The following is an 18636-nucleotide window of genomic DNA, read 5'->3' as shown; positions in this document are numbered from 1 at the left end:
GCGGACCGAATTCTGAAACAGTCATACGTCAGATACTGGTCGGCAGCCTCCGGCTCTGGCCGAAACAGCTTGGCGACGGCGAAGATCCCTGCCTACCGTCGGCCATGCTCGGGAACGAATTCTCCATGACCGGTCTGCACCAGACGCTGGCGGACGCGGAACGCGAGGCCCAGGCGGAACGCGGGCCGAACCTCGCCGAGGAGACGCTGCGCTGGCGCGAGACGGTCGCGACGATCGCGAGGGCGCTGGCGTCGGCGATGGCGAGTGTCGACGAGAACAGTTGGGTGACAACCGATTCGGTTGATCACAGCATCCAGCCGAATCTGTGGCATCTCACCGATGCGGGGCGGCGTGAGCTGCTCGTCAGGCTGCGAGCAGGGACGTATCACCTGGTGTCGCAGGAGGATACCGCGATCCCGCTGGCCGTGCTCCTCATGGAACACGCCCGGCCACAGGCGGCCATGCGGCTCCTGAGCAGCATCAAGTGGGAAGCACACCGGTTCGCCGCGCCCGCGCCGATCACCGGCGCGGGACGGCCGCTGGATCGGATCGCACAGGTGGCCACGCTGCACAAAGTGTCCTGGACACTGTCCGGGATTCGTGATTCGCACCAGATCCTGGTCATGCACACCAGCATTCGAGTCTGGCATCCGATGTACGACCGGCTGGTCGCACTGTGGTGCCGCACGGTCGAGGGCGGGCTGCCGCATCTCGACGAATCCCTCAACGTGCACGGCGGCCGGCCCTATCAGGTGCTGACCCCGCAGTGGCGGGCCGAATGCGCCCGCTGGCTGGCCGATTTCGACTCGACCCGTCGCGAACAGCCCTTGATCGGCCGGCACGCGCGTCCGGGCGGGAACTTCCAGCGCCTGTACACGGCATTGCGGCAGGCCATGACGTCAGATGGACTGAGCCCTCGCGAAATCGGCTGGGTGCGACGGGTATTGGCCAATACCATCACGCGCTCCGGCGCACCGGGCAGCGAGGCGCGCCGATCGCTGCGGGCGCGGCAGCTCCGGGAGCTCAGCGGCCATCCCACGCAGCTGATGGCGGCAATTCTCGTGCGGCGCTTGCGGAATGCCGCCGATCACGGCTGCACCGACCTGGCCATGCTCACCGCCCCGGTGCGGCCCGGCGAGGACCGGGTCATCGCACCCGGAACACCGATTCCGGGTCCGCTGCTCCGGCTGGCCGCTCGCACACTCGAAGCGCCGGTGCACGAGCTGATCCGCGACGGCATCATCGAGTCCCCGGAAATGCTCGCCGCGGTCCTGCCCCAGCTTCGAACCCGTTTGTACGCAGCGGATTTCGCGGATCCGGTGCAGGCCGGCCTGTTCGAGCGCTGCCATATCGCACTCACCCGGGAAGGCTGGGTGACGGCGTTCGATCGCGGTAAGTCGGTGTGGTCGCCTCCGCTGCCCGTGCTGCGGGCCTTCGAGGAGCTGCGCACCGATGGCAGCAATCGAAATCCGTACGGGAAGGGCGCCTCCGCGGCCGCCTGGGATCTCCTGCGACATCTGATTCTGGTGACGCTCACCGGATTTCCGCACCAGGTGGCGCCGGATCCCCTCCTGGCGGAATTCCGGGCGCTCGCACAGCGCGCACGACGTCGCCTGCCGCTGGTCGAGCGGATACCGCTGGAGAAGCACGCGGTGTACTTCGACAGCACCTGGACCGAGTCGGCCGCGAAAACTGTTCACGCCCTGCACGACACGCTCTATCAACGCTATTTCGACCTACCCGAGCCGGACGAGTGGGCCGCCTACACCCACCCGGGGCGGCGCCATCAGGGCCCGAGCGCGGAGGACTTCCGCGATCTCTGTGTACGCCGCGCCGCCGAGGCGGGCCTGGGCGGCAGTTGGATCGCACGCAATGGCGCGGTCCTCGAACAGGCTCAGATCCTCACCGCCCACAATCTGGCCGTGCTGTTCGAGGTCGCGGATCTGCGCGCGGAACTACGCCACGGCGCACCGACCCTGGTCACCCGGGTGTTCGACGCGGCTGTGCAGCCGATGCACGATATCGGCGCGGTGTGGCGCCACAACTTCCCCGACCGGCATCCGGCCGCCGAAATCTGGCGCGTGGGCGTGTTCCTGCTCAGCCACTGCCCGAAGGACGCACAGCAGGACGAGGTGCTGCGGCTACTGCAGCAGCTGGACACTCGCCACAGCCCGGCCGAGTTCCAGACCGCCGTCCTCGGCCTGGCGCACATTGTCGACGGCGGCCGGTTCACCCACGGTGTCACCCCCGATGGCAGTGGCCGCCGCTTCCTCGGCTGGCGGGCCGACGGGCGAACGTGTTGAGCGGCAAGGCCGTTCGATCGGGATTCAGGGCGCGCCGCGAGTCAGCCGGTACACGTCCATGATCCAGCCCTTGGCCTCGCGCAGCTGGGCGCGGCGGCGAGTGATGCGGTTCTCCATCAGCCGCAGCGGGCCCTCGATGATGACCTCGTCGGGCATGCCGAGGTAGGCGCCCCACCAGATGTAGAGATCGTCGCCGGGGATCTGGGTGAACGAGCAGTCGCCGTCGAGCATGACGACGGTGGACTGCCCGGCGGCCAGACCGTCCTCGCGCAGCCGGCGACCGGTGGTGATGTGCAGCGGTTCGCCGATCTCGTGCAGCACCATGCGGTGCGCGGCAGCCAGCGCCTGCACACTGGTGATACCGGGGATGACCTCGTAGTCGAAGCCCACGCTGCCGCGTTCCAGCACCCGTTCGACCACGCGCAGAATGCTGTCGTAGAGCGACGGGTCGCCCCAGACGAGAATGCCGCCCACGCCCTCGGCGCCCGCGAACGCGGCTTCGAGCAGTTCGGCCCGCGCCTCGTGCCAGTCCCCGACCACACCCCGGTACGCGGCGTCGGCGCCACGCGCGGGCACGGATCGATCGCGCGGCGGGTCGGCGATCTCGATCACCCGATGCGGCTGTTCGGCATGCTCGGCGAGAATCTTCGCCCGCACGTCCACGAGCTCCTGTTTCTCGGCCCCCTTGCCGATGACGAAGAACACGTCCACCTGGCGCATCGCCTTGATGGCCTGCACTGTCACCTGGTCCGGGTCGCCAGCGCCGATTCCGATCACGAAGAGCTTCCGCACGGTGCGTAAGCTTGCCAGGCGTGGAGAGCGCACCGGATACCCAGTACGAGGACCTGCTGCGGCACGTGCTGGAGAACGGGACACCCAAGGCGGATCGGACGGGTACCGGGACTCGCAGCATCTTCGGACATCAGCTGCGGTACGACCTGTCGCAAGGGTTTCCGCTGATCACCACGAAGAAGGTGCATCTCAAGTCGATCGTGTACGAGCTGCTGTGGTTCCTGCGCGGCGACTCGAACGTGAAGTGGCTGCAGGACAACGGCGTCACCATCTGGGACGAATGGGCCGACCGCGACGGCGAACTGGGCCCGGTCTACGGCGTGCAGTGGCGGTCCTGGCCGACTCCGGACGGCACCCACATCGACCAGATCTCGGAGGTGCTGCAGACGCTGCGCACGAATCCGGATTCGCGGCGAATCATCGTGTCGGCCTGGAATGTGGCCGAATTGGATCGCATGGCGCTGGCCCCCTGCCACGCCTTCTTCCAGTTCTATGTGGCCGACGGCAAACTCAGCTGCCAGCTGTATCAGCGCAGCGCCGACCTGTTCCTGGGCGTGCCGTTCAATATCGCCAGCTATGCCCTGCTGACGCACATGGTGGCGCAGCAGACCGAGTTGCAGCCCGGCGATTTCATCTGGACCGGCGGCGACGTGCACATCTACGACAATCACGTGGATCAGGTGCGCGAGCAGCTGACCCGGGACGCCTACCCGTTCCCGCAGCTGAACCTGCGCCCGGCGCCCACGCTCTTCGACTACGCGTACGAGGACGTGGAAATCCTGGGCTACCAGCATCATCCGGCGATCAAGGCCCCGGTGGCGGTATGAGTGCGACCATGACCCGGACCATCGGCCTCATCTGGGCGCAGACGCCCGAGGGTGTCATCGGGATCGACAACACCATTCCCTGGCGGTTGCCGGAGGATATGGCGCACTTCAAGGACACCACCCTGGGGCATCCCGTGGTGATGGGCCGGCGCACCTGGGATTCGCTGCCGCCGCGGTTTCGCCCGCTGGCCGGACGCCGCAATATCGTCGTGACCCGTCAAGCCGACTGGTCCGCCGCGGGCGCCGAACGCGCGGGCTCGCTCGAGGAAGCCTTCGAGCTGTGCGGCGACGGGCCGATCTGGGTGGCCGGCGGCGGCGAGATCTACCGTGCCGCACTGCCTTTCGCGACCGAGCTGATGGTCACCGAGGTGGCCGCGGACGTGACCGGCGACTGCCACGCACCGGCCATCGGCCCCGAGTGGACCGCCGATGCGGAGCCGTGGCGGGAGTCGTCCACGGGTCTGCGGTATCGCTTCCGTCGTTATACGCGGTAACGCGGATAACGCGCACATCCCGCGTGTGCCAATTCCTGTACACGCACCCTCGAAACCGCCGATCGCCCGCGGAGACTCCGGCATACTCACGGATACTCCGGCGAAAGGCAGTCCATGGACAAGAAATCGCTGACCGCGGTCGCTCGCCAGCAGCTGAAGCTGGCCGCGACCGCTTCGAGCGGGCGCAGTTCACAAACCATCTACGGCGGGCACGCCCACAGTCTGCGGCAGACGGTGATCGCCATGACGGCGGGGCAGAGCCTCGCGGAGCACGAGAATCCGGGTGAAGCCACCATCGTGGTGCTGAGCGGGGTGCTGACCTTGATCAGCGGAGCCAACGAGTGGAAGGGTTCCGCGGGTGATCTGCTTGTGATCCCCAACGCACGGCACAGTGTGAAGGCCATCGACGACGTGGCGTTTCTGCTGACCGTCGCGAAGTAATCCGCACTCACCGGGCAACCGGTCGGTAGGTCCGGCTGCGGGTCGTTCTAATCTGGAACGCATGGGTGAGCCGCAGCCGATCGTCGACCCGCTTACGCCAGCCGCGATCTTCCTCGTCGCAACCATCGACGAGGGCGGCGAGGCCGTCGTACGCGACCTGCTCGCAGACCTTCCCGGTCTGCGCAGATCCATCGGATTCCGGCTGCCGGGCGCGGGCCTGGCCTGCCTCACGAGCATCGGTTCCACCGCGTGGGATCGCCTGTTCTCCGGTCCGAAACCCGCACAGCTGCACGAGTTTCCGGGCTACGTCGGCGAAAAGCACCAGGCCCCGGCAACTCCCGGCGATCTGCTGTTCCACATCAAGGCCGAGCGCCACGACGCCTGCTTCGAACTGGCCATGAAGATCGCCGAAAGTCTTTCCGGCGCGGCCACGATCGTCGATCAGACGGTGGGCTTCCGCTACTTCGAGCAGCGCGATCTGCTGGGCTTCGTGGACGGCACCGAGAATCCGGAGGGCGAACTGGCCCTGGCGGTCGGGCTGATCGGCGACGAGGAGCCCGAATTCACCGGCGGCTCCTATGTGATCGTGCAGAAGTACCTGCACGATCTGGACGCGTGGAACGCCCTGTCCACCCGGGAGCAGGAGTTGGTCATCGGGCGCACTAAGCTCGACGACTACGAACTCTCCGACGCCGACAAGCCCGCGAATTCCCATGTGGCCGTGAACGATCAGGACGACAACGGCACGGTCATCCGCGCCAACATGCCCTTCGGCAGCGTCGCGGACGGCGAATTCGGCACCTACTACATCGCCTACGCGGCCGATCCCACGGTGACCGAGACCATGCTCGAGCGCATGTTCCTCGGCACCGACGAGGTGGCCTACGACCGCATTCTCGATTTCTCCACAGCCGTCACCGGAACCATGTTCTTCACCCCGCCCAACGGTTTCTTCGACGCCCTGCCGGACGCGCCCGCGCCCGCCGCGGCGGAGCGGGAATTGTCCGAGGGCAACGGTGTTGTCATGTCCGGTAACGGATCCCTGGGTATCGGCACGCTACGGAAACCTTGAAGCGATAGGAGCCAACAGCATGAACAACCTCCACCGCGAACTCGCGCCGATCACCTCCGAGGCCTGGGCGGCCATCGAGGAGGAGGCGACCCGAACCTTCAAGCGGCACATCGCCGGTCGGCGCGTGGTCGATCTGTCGGGTCCGCACGGCGCGGATTACAACGCGGTCGGCACCGGCCGCTCCGCCACCATCGATTCCCCCGGCGAGGGGGTGCAGGCCCGGCAGCGTGTCGTGGTCCCGCTGGTGGAACTGCGGGTGCCGTTCCGGCTTTCGCGCGAGGAGCTCGACAATGTGGAACGCGGCGCGCGCGACACCGATCTGGACGCGGTCAAGGAGGCCGCCAAGAAGGTCGCCTTCGCCGAGGACCGCGCCATTTTCGAGGGCTATCCGGCGGCCGGTATCACCGGTATCCGGTCGGGTTCCTCGTGCGAGCCGGTGAAGCTGCCCGGTGACCCGCGCCTGGCCCCGGAGGCCATCGCGCAGGCGCTGAGCAAGCTGCGCCTGGCCGGTGTGGACGGCCCGTACTCGGTGCTGCTGTCCGCGGACCTCTACACCGCGGTGAGCGAGACCTCCGATCACGGCCACCCGATCCGCACCCATATCGAGCGGCTCATCGACGGCGAGATCATCTGGGCCCCGGCCATCGACGGCGCGTTCGCACTGTCCACGCGCGGCGGCGATTTCGATCTGCAGATCGGCCAGGACCTGTCCATCGGCTATCTCTCACACGATGCCGAATCGGTGCAGCTGTACTTCCAGGAATCGCTGACCTTCCTGGTGTACACGGCGGAAGCGGCCGTCGCGCTGGAGGCCTGACGCACCGGCCGGTACGGTAACCCGCAGCATATGCGGGAGGTGCGTTGACAATGGTGCGAGCGGGCGTGGTCTCCGGGCGGCGAACAGCCCTCTACGCCCTGACGGCGGTGGTGACGATCGCGCTGATCTCCGGCGCGACCGTCACCTTCTTCGGACTGGGGCGGGTGTTCACCGGCCTGCTGCTGGGCGCATTCGCGGGCCTGGCTCTGCTGATCGCCCTGTTCCGCCGCGACTCGGTGGAACTCACCGAGGACGCCATCGTCCGCCGCACCCCCTGGACCGCCGACACCATCGCCTGGGACCGGGTGGTGGCCGGACGGTTCACGCTCGACGAAAAGTCCCGCTGGTCACTGGCTCTGGATCTCAATGGCGGCGACGAACTGCACGGCGAACTGATCCTGCTGTCCATTCCCCCGGTGCTGCGTCCGGTCGCGAATGCCTACGACATGCGAAAGCGCGAGCAGGTCAATGAAATCCGCACCATGCTCCGCCACAAACGCGTCCCGGTGACCGTCCTCCCCGACATCGCCGAGGCCCTGTCCCGCCACTGGAAGCTGGCCCCGCCCACCCGCTAACACCTGGCTAGGCTTGACCCCGTGATTCGCACCGCGGCACTGGCCCACATCCGAGATCGTCGCCTGCTCCAAACACGCTCCACCGGCAAAACCGTCTTCTACATGGCCGGCGGCAAGATCGATCCGGGCGAAACCCCGGAATCCGCCCTGCATCGCGAGATCCGCGAGGAGCTGGGCGTCGGCGTCACCGCCGTCACCGAACTGGGCATCTTCGAAGCCGAGGCGTACGGCCACGCCCCCGGCACGCACCTGCACATGACCTGCTTCACCGCCGACCTCACCGGCACCCCGCGCCCCACCAGCGAAATCGCCGAGCTGCGCTGGTTCACCCTGGCCGAATACGCGGCCATGCCCGAGGTCGCGCCCGGTTCGCTGCTGGTCTTCCAGCGCCTGCGCGACCTCGATCTCATCGACTGACGGCGTCGCCGGTTGCCCTGGGGCTGTTGGGGATTCGAGTGGCGGCGGCCAGGCCGAGCAGCAGGAACAGCGCGGCCGCGAGCAGCGTGGTGCGGGTGGCGTCGGTGAAGCCGCGGCAGAGGGCGTCGAGGATGGGACCGGCGTGGTCGTGGTCGCGAACGCCCGCGATGGCGCCACCGGCGGATTCGCGGGTGGCGGTGGCGAGGGTGTCGACGGTTTCGGCCGAGAGGTTGGGGACCGTATCCAGCTGCTTGGTGAGGTCGTGGCCGAGCGAGACCGACAGCAGCGCGCCGATGACCGCGGTGCCGAAAGCGGAACCCACCTGGCGGACCGTGCTCTGGGTGGCGGAGCCTTGGCCGGACGCGACCGTCGGCACGTCGGCCAGGACGGCGCCGGTGAGCTGGGCCGAGGCCATGCCCAGGCCGACGCCGTAGCCGAAGAGCAGGATCGCCAGCCACCAACCGGAGATGTCGGGGGTGACGACGAGGGCGGCCAGGGCGATGGCCACGGCTTCGATGGCCAGGCCGATCTGGACCACGCGGACCGGGCCGAACTTGTGGACCAGCCCTTCGGCTATACCCGCGGCCAGGAACGCGCCGACGGCCATGGCGGCGAGGACATACCCCGCGCCGAGCGTCGAGAGACCGAGCACATTCACCATGAACAGGGGCAGCACGAACAGGAGGCCGAATTCGCCCAGGGCCACGGCGAAGGCGGTGATATTGCCCCACCGGAAGCTCTTGATCTTGAACAGGGCGGGGTCCAGCAGGGCGGAGCGGCCGATCAGATTGCGGTGCTGCTCCCAGCGGATGAAGAGGACCAGGCACAGCACCCCCAGGGCCAGCAGGACCGGGATCGGGGAAATCGGCGCGGTGACGGGCCAGGTCCACCCCGCCAGGGGGAATTCGTGCAGCGGCTTCCACCAGCCGTAGGTCTGGCCTTCGATCAAGGCGAAGACCAGCAGGGCGAAACCGGCTGCGCTGAGCAGGAATCCGTCCACATCGAGGCCGGGGGCGGCCTTGCCCATACGGGTTTCGGGGACGAACAGGATGAGGCCGATCAGGACCAGCACACCCAGCGGGATATTCACCAGGAAGATCCAGGGCCAGGTGTAGTAGGTGGTGATCCAACCGCCGAGCAGCGGGCCGATGGCGGCGACGCCGGAGATGACCGATCCCCAGACCGCGAAGGCGATGATGCGATCGCGTCCGCGGAAGATGGCGTTCATGGTGGCCAGCGTGCCGGGCATGACCCCGGCCGCGCCGATGCCCTGCACCACGCGGCCCAGGATCAGCGGCCAGATCGAGGTCGCCATGGCCGCGAGCACGCTGCCCGCCAGGAAGACGAGCACGCCGAGGGCGAACATATTGCGCCGGCCGAGCCGGTCGCCGAGCCGTCCGCTGGTGATGAGCAGGGCGGCCAGCACCACCGCGTAGATGCTGGTGATCCACTGCGCCTGAGTGAAATTCAGGTCGAGGTCGCCGATGATGACGGGGAGCGAGACCGAGACGATGGTGCCGTCGAGCACCACCATGGACAGTCCGAGCGCGAGCACACCCAGGGCGAACCATTTCTTACGGCCCATGGGCACTGCCGCTTCCAGCTCCGCTTCCGTCATCATCCGCTCCCACTGCTCAGAGACAACCGTCCAGAACCATGGTGCTGCACATTAGCTGGACCGCGTTCAAGGCACGCGGAACCTGTCCGAGTCTAGCTTCGGCGCGTAGGGTCGGGAGAAAACCACCGGCTGCTAGACATTTGCTCTCCCCTCGAGAGGAGTGTTATGGGCAAGAACGTTGCCGACGGCATGTGGGAAATGCTGGTCTCGGCGGGCGTGCAGCGGTGCTACGGCATCGTTGGCGACGCCCTCAACCCGGTCATCGACGCGCTGCGACGCAATGGGTCCATCGATTTCGTGCACGTGCGGCACGAGGAGTACGGCGTGTTCGCGGCGGTCGCCGACGCCCTGCTCACCGGGCGGCCGGTGGCGGTCTGCGGCACGGCCGGTCCGGGCACCGCGCACCTCATCAACGGTTTGATGGATGCCCGCAAAGAGCGCGCGCCCGTCATCGCCATCGCCGGTGACACCGAGACCGGGGTGATGGACAGCCAGACCCTGGAGGAATTGAACCCGTACAAGTTCTTCGACGTCGCCGCACGCTATATCGGCCGCATCGTGAATCCGGCGCAGCTGCATCATGTGGTCGGCAATGCGGTGACCGTCGCGCTGGCCGAACGCGGGCCGACGGTGATCTCGGTGCCCGGCGATATCGCCGTCCTCGACGCTCCGAAAGTGCCACTGCGCGTACCACTTCCGGCCACCAAACCGGGACCGGCCAATGCCGCGGACCTGTCCGCCATGGCGCAGTTGATCAATTCCGCGAACAAGGTCGCCATCTTCGGCGGCGACGGCTGCGCGGACGCGGGTGCGCAGGTCCGCACGCTGGCCCGGAAACTGCAAGCGCCCGTGGGCTACTCACTCAAGGGCAAGCAGTGGCTGGAGTACGACAACCCGAACGCGGTCGGCATGACCGGCCTGCTCGGCTACGGCGGCTGCTGGGACGCCATCAACAAGTGCGATGTGCTGCTCATGCTCGGCACCGACTTCCCGTTCACCCAGTTCCTGCCGCACGGCAAGGTGAAAGTGGTGCAGGTGGACCGCGATCCGGGGCATCTGGGCCGCCGGATTCCGCTGGAGCTGGCGGTCCTCGGCGATGTGGAGGCCACGGTGGACGCGCTGCTGCCGCTGGTGGAAGTCAAGAGCGACAGCCGTTTTCTGGACAAGTGCGTCAAGCTCACCGAGCGTTCGCGCAAGCGGCTCAACCACTACGTGGACGCGGGCCCGAAGACGAAACCGATCCGGCCGGAGTACCTGGCGTCGATCCTGAACGAAGAAGCCGACGACGACGCGCTCTTCTTCGCCGACACCGGCACCGCCGTCATCTGGGCCTCGCACCACCTCGACCTGGGCCCGAACCGCCGGCTCATGGGTTCGTTCAGCTGGGCCTCCATGGCCAATGCCGCACCCAATGCCTTCGGCGCGGCCATGGCCTTCAAGGGCCGTCAGACCATCGCGCTGTGCGGGGACGGCGGTTTCACCATGCTCGGCCTCGGCGATCTGCTCACCCAGGTGCAGCGCAAGACACCGGTCGTGCAGGTCGTATTGAACAATGCCAGTTTGGATTTCGTGCATCTGGAACAGCAGGAGGCGGGATTCGTCCCGTACGGCACCGACTTCCGCAATCCGGACTTCAGCAAGGTCGCGGAAGCCATGGGCGCCACCGGCATTCGCGTGGAGGATCCGGGCGACCTGCGCTCGGCCGTGCGGGCGGCACTACAGCACAGGGACGGCCCGGTCGTGCTGGACGTGCTGGTCGACTCCTACGCCCTGGCCCTGCCCGCGCACGTGCCCGCGGAAACCGCCACCGGATTCACCCTCAGCCAGGCCAAGATGATCCTCGACGGCGATGCCGCCGAAGTCGCCAAGAACGTCACCCACAACCTGAAACTGCTGTAAGGAAGGCCGCTGTCCGAAGTTTCCGCGGTGGACTGGGAGGCCGCGCCGGTATCGGATACGTTGAGAGACGTGTCGATGATGAAGGGCTCCAACGTACCGGTGGCGGCGTCCGCGGTCCGTGTCGAACTGGGCTGGCAGTCCGGACCGGTGGATGCCGATGCGTCGGCGCTGCTGCTGGCCGGCGGACGGGTGCGCTCGGACAGCGATTTCGTCTTCTACAACCAGCCCGCGCATGCCTCGGGCGCCGTGCGGCACGAGGGCAAGCGGCCGGGCGCGCAGGTCGTCGACGCCCTGTCGGTGCACCTGTCGCAGGTGGAACCGCAGATCGAGACCATCGTCATCGCCGCCTCCGCCGATGGCGGCACCTTCGCCCAATTGCAGGGCCTGCACGTGCGTTTGGTGGATGCGGCCAGCGGCGCGGAACTCGCGCGCTTCGACAGCACCGACGCCTCCTCGGAGACCGCCTTCGTCCTCGGCGAGCTCTACCGCCGCCAGGGCGCCTGGAAGTTCCGCGCCGTCGGCCAGGGCTACGCCTCCGGATTGGCCGGTCTGGCAACAGATTTCGGCATCTCCGTCGACGATGCCCCCGCCCCGCAACAGCACTCCCAGCCGACTCCTCCCCCACCGCCGCCGAATTACGCTCAGCTGCAGGGCGCTACCCCACCGCCGCCGACCTTCGGCCAGCAGCAGGGCGCTATGCCCCCGCCACCGCCGAATTTCGGTCAGCAGCAACCGGCGTACGGGCAGCCGCAGGGGTTCAACCCGCCTCCGCCTCCTCCGGGCCAGTACGGACAGCCGGGCCAGCAGCCCTATCCGGACCCGGCATTCGCGGCAGGCGGTTATCCGCCGCCGCCCACGCAACCTTTCGGAGCCGGGCAGGGCGGCTTTCCCCCGCCGCCCGCCCAGTTCGGGCAGCCGAATCCGATTCCGCCGCAGCCGAATATGCCGCCGTCCGGGGGCAAGATCTCGCTGACCAAGGAATCGCCCGCGGTGTCGCTGACCAAGCAGGGTGCGAACGGCGGCATCATGCGGGTGAACCTGAACTGGATGGTGCCGGGTGCGTCCAGTGGCCTGTTCGGTCGCAAGCGTGGCGGGAACGGCGGGCTGGATCTGGATCTGTGCTGCTTCTGGGAGCTGACCGATGGTTCGAAGGGCTGCATCAGCCCGCTCGATGCCATGGGCAACCTGCATCGTGCGCCGTTCATCGAGCTCGATCAGGACGACCGGTCGGGTGCGAGCGCCTCGGGCGAGAACCTGTCCATCAACCTCGATCACACGCAGCAGTTCCGCCGCATCCTGGTGTTCGCCTCGCTGTACGAGGGCGCGGAGGACTTCCGGAACGTGCACGCCACCGCCACGCTCTACCCGCGCAATTCGCCGCCCATCGAGATGGAGGTGAGCGGCTGCGTCGACGATTCCCGCGAAATGGTGCTGGCCCTCATCGAGAACATCAACGGCGAGTTGGTGGTTCGCCGTGAAGGCGTCTTCGTCCGCCCACCCCAGGGGCACCGCTTCTGGGGCAAGCTGGCCGTGGACCAGACCTACCGCTGGGAGCTCAAGTGGGGCACCTCGAAGGGCAAGGCTTAGTCCCGTCCCGCCAATTCGAGTGCGGCCGAGCGCGTTTCCGCCATGTCACCCTGTCGGCCGAGCAGGCGCAGGATGGCTTCGGGGATGAGGTGCTCGGCGTACTCGGGTGAATCACCTTCGTCCGAGCGGATATTGATGACGGATTCGACGAGCCGGAACGGGAGCAGCTCCACACCGGGGACGCCGCCGCCGGCTTCCACTGCGACGGCGGCGGCCAGCTGCTCGTAGTGCCGGCGCAGCTCGTCGCGGCGTTCCCGGAAGACGGCGAAGCGTTCGCTGCGCAGTTCCGGGAGTAGGTACAGCGCACCCAGGTTCCATCGGGACGCACACAGCTGGCTCACATCGAACCAGGCCAGCGCATACAGGCGCACGGCGGCGGGTGCGGGATCCGCGGCAAGGCGATCGGCGAGTTCCAGTGCGCCCGTGATGGTTTCCTCGAGCAGAGCGTCGAGCAGGTCGTCCTTGGACGCGAAGTGGTGGTACAGCGACGCCTGCCGGATGCCGACCGCGTCGGCGATGCCCCGGGTGGAGGTGCTGCCGTACCCCTTGGTGGTGAACAGTTCGGCCGCCGCGTCGAGGATTTCGGCGCGCGGCGTCTGCCCGGCTCTGCGCCGGGCTTCCAGCCTGGGCCGTCCCGGTCCGATTTGCGTCACCTGATCATTCTGGCCTACGCGGTGTCACCACCGGTTTCGGCACTCGGTGAGTTTTCTGTCACTCGATAGAAATACCGGAAATGCAGAAGTTACGCCGGGCCACGGAACGGATACATCGGCGTCACCGGCGGAGCGGTCGCGACTGGAAACCTTTCACTCGATAGTTATTCGCCGCTCGCCGAAAGATCCGCCATGGTTGCCACCGATACCAGCGCCGAGGGCGCGGACCTCGCCAGCTTCGGGTATCAGCCCGTCCTGCACCGCAAACTCGGCCGCTTCGCCTCCTTCGCCGCCGGTTTCTCCTTCGTCTCCATCCTCACCACGATCTTCCAATTCTTCGGTCTCGGTTACTCTTTCGGCGGCGCCTCCTTCTTCTGGACCTGGCCGCTGGTCTTCGCCGGACAGCTGCTCGTTGCCCTGAACTTCGCCGAACTTGCTGCGCGGTACCCGATTTCGGGCGCCATCTACCAGTGGGCGCGCCGCCTGGGCGGTGAACTGGTGGGCTGGTTCGCGGGCTGGATGATGATCATCGCCCAGATCGTGACCGCCGCCGCGGCGGCCATCGCACTGCAGGTGGTGCTGCCCTCGATCTGGGACGGCTTCCAGCTCGTCGGCACCGACACCGCGCTGACCTCGCACGACGGGGCCATGAACGCGGTGCTGCTGGGCAGCATTCTGCTGGCCTTCACCACCACCATCAATGTCATCGGCATCGACCTCATGTCGCGGATCAACTCCATCGGCGTGACCATCGAGATCGTCGGCGTGGCCGCGGTGATCGCGCTGTTCTTCACGAGCGCCGAGCGTGGACCGGGCGTGGTGCTGCAGACCGATCAGGCCGCGCCCGGACCGTACTGGGCCGCCTTCCTGGTCTCGGGCCTGATGGCCGCCTATGTGATGGTCGGATTCAATTCCGCCGGTGAGCTTTCCGAGGAAACCGTGAATCCCCGGCAGGTCGCGCCGCGCACGATTCTGAGCGCCCTGACGGTCTCGGCGCTGGGTGGCGGGCTCATTCTGCTCGGTGCGCTCATGGCCGCGCCCAGCCTGTCCGACGGCGCGCTCGCCTCGGAGGGCCTGGGCTACGTGATCACCGCCAAACTCGGCACCCCGGCGGGCAAGGTGGTGCTGGCCTGCGTGGCCTGCGCGATCACGGTGTGCACCTTGGCGATTCAGACGGCGGGATCGCGGCTCATGTTCTCCATGGCCCGCGACGGCAAGCTGCCGTTCGCCCGGCAGCTGGCGACGGTGCATCCGCGCTACAGGACACCGGTGCTGCCGGCCGTGGTGATCGGGGTGCTGGGCATCGGGCTGCTGGTGCTGAACCTCGGCAATGCGGCGATCTTCGCGACGCTGGCCAGCGTCTGCATCGTCACCATCTATCTGGCCTACGCCATGGTGACCACGCCGCTGCTGGTGCGAAGGATCAAGGGCACCACCGGTTTCCAGGTATCCGATACCGACGGCACCCCGCTGTTCAGCCTGGGCCGCTGGGGTCTGGCGGTCAATATCGGAGCGGTGCTGTGGGGTCTCGGCATGGCCGTCAATCTGGCCTGGCCCCGGCCGGAGATCTACACCCCGCAGGGCGGCGGCTGGTGGATGCTCTGGGCCGCACCACTTTTCGTGCTCGTGACGCTGCTCGCGGGCGTTCTGGTCCACCGCGTCGTGACAGCCCGCGCGATGCCCGGCACCGAACCCCTCCCCCAACCCGCCTGACATCCCACAAGGAGTAATCATGACGAGCACCTCGGACACTTCCGGCGCACGGGCGCACGCCCGCTCGCAGGCGGCGGCCGCGACCATCGACGGCCCGTCGCTGCCGGAGGGCATCGATCCCGCGACAGTGACTTTCGCCCAGCGGATTCCCTCCGGCGGCTATGCGAATGTCGTGCTCGGCCGGGGCACCCGGATCCGGTTCTCGGATCCGGCGGGTGCGGCCTGCGCCCACCTGTTCCTGCTGCGCGCCGAATCACCGTGGGAGCGGCTGAATGTCGCCGACACGGTGAAGGTGCCGTGGCAGGCGTATCTGGGCGTCGGCCACCCGCTGCTCTCCGATCAGGGGCGGGTGCTGGCCACCGTCGTGGCCGATTCCTCCGGCAGGCACGACACGCTGTGCGGCCCCACCCCTGCCGCCCGCGATCGCCTCCTGCTGGCGGGCGTCAAACAAGGTCTGGAGCCGCGTGATCTCGGCCCGACCGTCTCGCTGTTCCGGGGTGTGCGGGTGGAATCCGACGGCGCGCTCACCCCGACCGGCGCCGCCGGGGCGGGCGCGGCCGTCGATCTGCTCATCCAGCTCCCGGTGACCCTGCTGGTCGCCAATGCCGAGCATCCGCTGGATCTCGCGCCCACCACCGACCTGGATGTGGTGGCCTGGTCCGCCCCCGAGGACCTGTCCGTCCCGCACAACACCGACCCGGAATACCTGCGCGCGGTGCAGAACACCGAACGCGACTGGACCGCACGCACTCTGGAGAGCATCGCATGATCGCCGCATCCCGCACCGTCGTCCTGGACGAGACCGTTCCCGCGCGCGGCCCGTGGTCGGCCGTGGTGCGCGCCGGGGAGCAGCTCGAGATCATCGACCTGCACGGCAATCAGGCCGTGGACTGCCTGCTCTACTCGGCCGCCGACCACACCGACCGCTACAGCGCGCAGGCCACCGTCACCGCGCAGCGCAATATCTTCCTGACCACCGGCAGCGTGCTGCGCACCGAGATCGGCACCGCGCTCATGACGGTGGTGGACGATCAGGTCGGCAATCACGACACCGTCGCGGGCGCGTGCTCGCAGGAGTCCAATACCCTGCGCTACGGCCACCACACCCGGCATCAGCACGCCTGCGTGGAGAACTTCCTCGCCGAGGGCCTGAAATGGGGCCTGGGCAAACGGGATCTGGTGTCGAATATCAACTGGTTCATGAATGTTCCGGTGGAGGCCGACGGCACGCTGGGCATTGTGGACGGGCTGTCCGCGCCGGGGAAATCTCTGACGCTGCGCGCCGAGATCGACACGCTCGTGCTGGTGTCGAACTGCCCGCAGATCAACAACCCCTGCAATGGATTCGATCCGACGCCGGTGCGCATGGTGGTGACGCGATGACGGCAGTACTGCCCGAACCCGTGCTCGCCGACGAGGAGCCGGCCACGCCCGGCACGCTCACGGTGCTGCGGCCGGGAATGCAGACCACCGTGCAGGATTGGCCGGGCCGGGTGGGCTACTGGCATGTGGGCGTGCCGCCCTCGGGGCCGATGGACGACCTGTCCTTCCGGCTGGGCAATCGCGCGCTCGGCAATACCGAAGGCACGGCCGGGCTCGAATGCACGCTCGGCGGACCGGCGCTGCGCTTCGATGCCGACACCTGGGTGTGCGTGACGGGCGCTCCGGTGCCCGTCACCGTGAACGGAAAACCGGTGCGGCAGTGGCGCAGTGTGCTCGTTCCGGCGGGTGGCGTGCTGGATGTGGGCGCGGTGCGCGGGCCGGGGATGCGGTCCTACATCCTGCTCGCCGGCGGCATCGACGTCCACGAATACCTCGGCAGCCGAGCGACTTTCACGCTCGGCAAGTTCGGCGGGGCGACCGGTCGTGCCTTGGCCGCCGACGATGTGATCGCGCTCGGCGCGCCGATCGGCCGGGTGACCGCCGGGGTGACCGGTGACGATCAGCCGGTGCTGACGCGGCGGTGGGAGCTGGCCGTCACCGAAGGGCCGCACGGTGCACCGGAGTTCTTCACCCGCAAGGACTTCGAGACCATTGTCGGCACCGACTACGAGGTGCACTTCAACTCCGATCGGACCGGTGTGCGGCTGATCGGTCCGAAGCCGCAGTGGGCGCGGGCCGACGGCGGCGAGGCCGGGATGCATCCGTCGAACATTCACGACAATGCGTATTCCATTGGGGCGCTGGACTTCACCGGCGACACGCCGATCCTGCTCGGCCCGGACGGCCCGAGCCTGGGCGGCTTCGTCTGCCCGGTGACGGTGGTGGCCGCCGAACGCTGGAAGCTGGGACAGCTCACGCCCGGGGACACGGTGCGATTCGTGCCGGTACGGGCCGAGCGGGCCGCGTCGCTGCGCGAGCTCGGGGCCGAACGCCGCGCGTCGTGGCCCGTCGTGCTGTCCAGCGGCGGGGACGGCGATGACGGCGTGCTGGCGCGCCGGGACGGGTCGGAGACCGCGGTCACCTACCGCCGCCAGGGCAATGACGGCGTGCTCATCGAATACGGCGATATGACACTGGATCTGGAGCTGCGGGCCCGCGTGCACGCCCTGCACCAGGCGCTGCTGGAGCGGGCCGAACCCGGCGTCACCGAGCTCACGCCGGGGGTGCGCTCGCTCCAGGTGCGCACCGACCCGGATCGGCTGCCCACCCGCAAGTTGCTCGACCTGCTGGGTGAGGTGGAGGCCGAATTGCCCTCCGCCGATGAGCTGGTCGTGCCCAGCCGCACCGTGCGGCTGCCGCTGTCCTGGGACGATCCGTCGACGCGGGAGGCCATCACGCGGTACATGCACGGGGTGCGCGCGGACGCCCCGTGGTGCCCGTGGAATATCGAATTCATCCGGCGCGCAAACGGTTTGGCGACCGTGGACGAAGTGTTCGATATCGTCTTCGCGGCCGAGTATCTGGTGCTCGGCCTGGGTGACGTGTACCTGGGCGCACCCGTGGCCACCCCCACCGATCCCCGGCATCGTCTGGTGACCACCAAGTACAACCCGGCCCGCACCTGGACGCCGGAGAACGCGGTCGGCATCGGCGGCGCGTACCTGTGCATCTACGGGATGGAGGGGCCGGGCGGCTATCAGTTCGTCGGGCGCACCACCCAGGTGTGGGATCACCGCTCCTCCGGCATCGGCGAAGATCCTTGGCTGCTGCGGTATTTCGACCGCATCAGCTGGTATCCGGTGAGCGCCGAGGAGCTGCTCGACCTGCGGGCCGATATCGCCGCCGGGCGCGGCGAGCTGCGGGCCGAGGACGGGGAGTTCCGGCTCGCGGACTACCGCCGATTCCTCGCCGAGAATGCTTCGTCCATCGCCGATTTCCAGGCGCACCAGTCCGAAGCGTTTACCGCCGAACGCAATTCGTGGCGTGAGACCGGCGAACTCGCCGACGCGCACCAGCCTCCAGTCCGACAACGTTAGGGAACCGAG

Annotated in this window: 17 protein-coding genes; 14 read left to right on the top strand and 3 right to left on the bottom strand. The window is 67.9% G+C overall.

Annotated elements, in window-relative coordinates:
* The first annotated feature begins 104 nt into the window (after positions 1–104).
* Positions 105–2303, top strand: a complete 2199-nt coding sequence (locus H0264_RS09480) for a hypothetical protein (RefSeq protein WP_181583621.1) — start codon at positions 105–107, stop codon at positions 2301–2303.
* Positions 2304–2327: 24 nt separating this feature from the next.
* Here H0264_RS09480 and cobF read toward each other — a convergent pair whose 3' ends face one another.
* Positions 2328–3095 (bottom strand): precorrin-6A synthase (deacetylating), encoded by a 768-nt coding sequence (cobF, locus tag H0264_RS09475; RefSeq protein ID WP_181583620.1) that lies wholly within the window; start codon positions 3093–3095, stop codon positions 2328–2330.
* A gap of 20 nt (positions 3096–3115) precedes the next feature.
* Here cobF and H0264_RS09470 point away from each other — a divergent pair, with 20 nt between their 5' ends.
* The 7 genes from H0264_RS09470 (at position 3116) to H0264_RS09440 (ending at position 7738) form a co-directional block, all read left to right on the top strand.
* Positions 3116–3922 (top strand): thymidylate synthase, encoded by an 807-nt coding sequence (locus H0264_RS09470; protein WP_181583619.1) that lies wholly within the window; start codon positions 3116–3118, stop codon positions 3920–3922.
* On the top strand, positions 3919–4416 hold the full coding sequence (locus H0264_RS09465; protein WP_276514537.1) for a dihydrofolate reductase: 498 nt from the start codon (positions 3919–3921) through the stop codon (positions 4414–4416). Before H0264_RS09470 ends, H0264_RS09465 begins: the two co-directional genes overlap by 4 nt.
* 114 nt (positions 4417–4530) lie before the next feature.
* Positions 4531–4857 (top strand): cupin domain-containing protein, encoded by a 327-nt coding sequence (locus H0264_RS09460; protein ID WP_181583617.1) that lies wholly within the window; start codon positions 4531–4533, stop codon positions 4855–4857.
* A gap of 61 nt (positions 4858–4918) precedes the next feature.
* Positions 4919–5929, top strand: coding sequence for a Dyp-type peroxidase (locus H0264_RS09455; RefSeq protein ID WP_181583616.1), 1011 nt, complete (start codon positions 4919–4921; stop codon positions 5927–5929).
* A gap of 19 nt (positions 5930–5948) precedes the next feature.
* Entirely contained in the window at positions 5949–6746 is a 798-nt protein-coding gene (locus H0264_RS09450) for a family 1 encapsulin nanocompartment shell protein (protein WP_181583615.1), read from the top strand.
* A gap of 50 nt (positions 6747–6796) precedes the next feature.
* Positions 6797–7321 carry a hypothetical protein gene (locus H0264_RS09445; RefSeq protein ID WP_181585400.1) on the top strand — a complete coding sequence of 175 codons (525 nt, stop codon included), beginning with the start codon at positions 6797–6799 and terminating at the stop codon, positions 7319–7321.
* 21 nt (positions 7322–7342) lie between these two features.
* A complete protein-coding gene (locus H0264_RS09440; RefSeq protein WP_231083334.1) occupies positions 7343–7738 on the top strand; it encodes an NUDIX hydrolase in 396 nt (131 codons plus the stop codon).
* On the opposite strand, the gene H0264_RS09435 is transcribed toward H0264_RS09440, so the two are convergent.
* Positions 7728–9356, bottom strand: coding sequence for a DHA2 family efflux MFS transporter permease subunit (locus tag H0264_RS09435; RefSeq protein WP_181583614.1), 1629 nt, complete (start codon positions 9354–9356; stop codon positions 7728–7730). The genes H0264_RS09440 and H0264_RS09435 overlap by 11 nt on opposite strands.
* A gap of 165 nt (positions 9357–9521) precedes the next feature.
* On the opposite strand from H0264_RS09435, the gene H0264_RS09430 reads away from it, so the two are divergent.
* Positions 9522–11255, top strand: coding sequence for a thiamine pyrophosphate-dependent enzyme (locus H0264_RS09430; protein ID WP_181583613.1), 1734 nt, complete (start codon positions 9522–9524; stop codon positions 11253–11255).
* 75 nt (positions 11256–11330) lie between these two features.
* A complete protein-coding gene (locus H0264_RS38975; protein WP_220140032.1) occupies positions 11331–12842 on the top strand; it encodes a TerD family protein in 1512 nt (503 codons plus the stop codon).
* Here the strand turns inward: H0264_RS38975 and H0264_RS09420 are convergent.
* Complete coding sequence (locus tag H0264_RS09420) at positions 12839–13495, bottom strand: TetR/AcrR family transcriptional regulator (RefSeq protein ID WP_181583612.1); 657 nt, start codon at positions 13493–13495, stop codon at positions 12839–12841. The genes H0264_RS38975 and H0264_RS09420 overlap by 4 nt on opposite strands.
* Before the next feature lie 192 nt (positions 13496–13687).
* Here H0264_RS09420 and H0264_RS09415 point away from each other — a divergent pair, with 192 nt between their 5' ends.
* Genes H0264_RS09415 through H0264_RS09400 form a run of 4 tightly spaced genes read left to right on the top strand, consistent with a single transcriptional unit; the run spans position 13688 to position 18627 of the window.
* Positions 13688–15208: an amino acid permease gene (locus H0264_RS09415; RefSeq protein WP_181583611.1), complete on the top strand. Its 1521-nt coding sequence runs from the start codon at positions 13688–13690 to the stop codon at positions 15206–15208.
* Between the two features lie 19 nt (positions 15209–15227).
* Positions 15228–15977 carry a DUF1989 domain-containing protein gene (locus H0264_RS09410; protein ID WP_181583610.1) on the top strand — a complete coding sequence of 250 codons (750 nt, stop codon included), beginning with the start codon at positions 15228–15230 and terminating at the stop codon, positions 15975–15977.
* Entirely contained in the window at positions 15974–16591 is a 618-nt protein-coding gene (locus H0264_RS09405) for an urea amidolyase associated protein UAAP2 (RefSeq protein WP_181583609.1), read from the top strand. Before H0264_RS09410 ends, H0264_RS09405 begins: the two co-directional genes overlap by 4 nt.
* Positions 16588–18627, top strand: a complete 2040-nt coding sequence (locus tag H0264_RS09400; RefSeq protein ID WP_181583608.1) for a 5-oxoprolinase/urea amidolyase family protein — start codon at positions 16588–16590, stop codon at positions 18625–18627. The genes H0264_RS09405 and H0264_RS09400 overlap by 4 nt, the downstream gene beginning before the upstream one ends.
* Positions 18628–18636 lie beyond the last annotated feature (9 nt).

The organism is Nocardia huaxiensis (genome assembly GCF_013744875.1).
Classification (GTDB): Bacteria; Actinomycetota; Actinomycetes; order Mycobacteriales; family Mycobacteriaceae; genus Nocardia; species Nocardia huaxiensis.
Note: the sequence above shows the minus strand (reverse complement) of the source record. Positions and strands in the feature narration are given on the sequence as shown.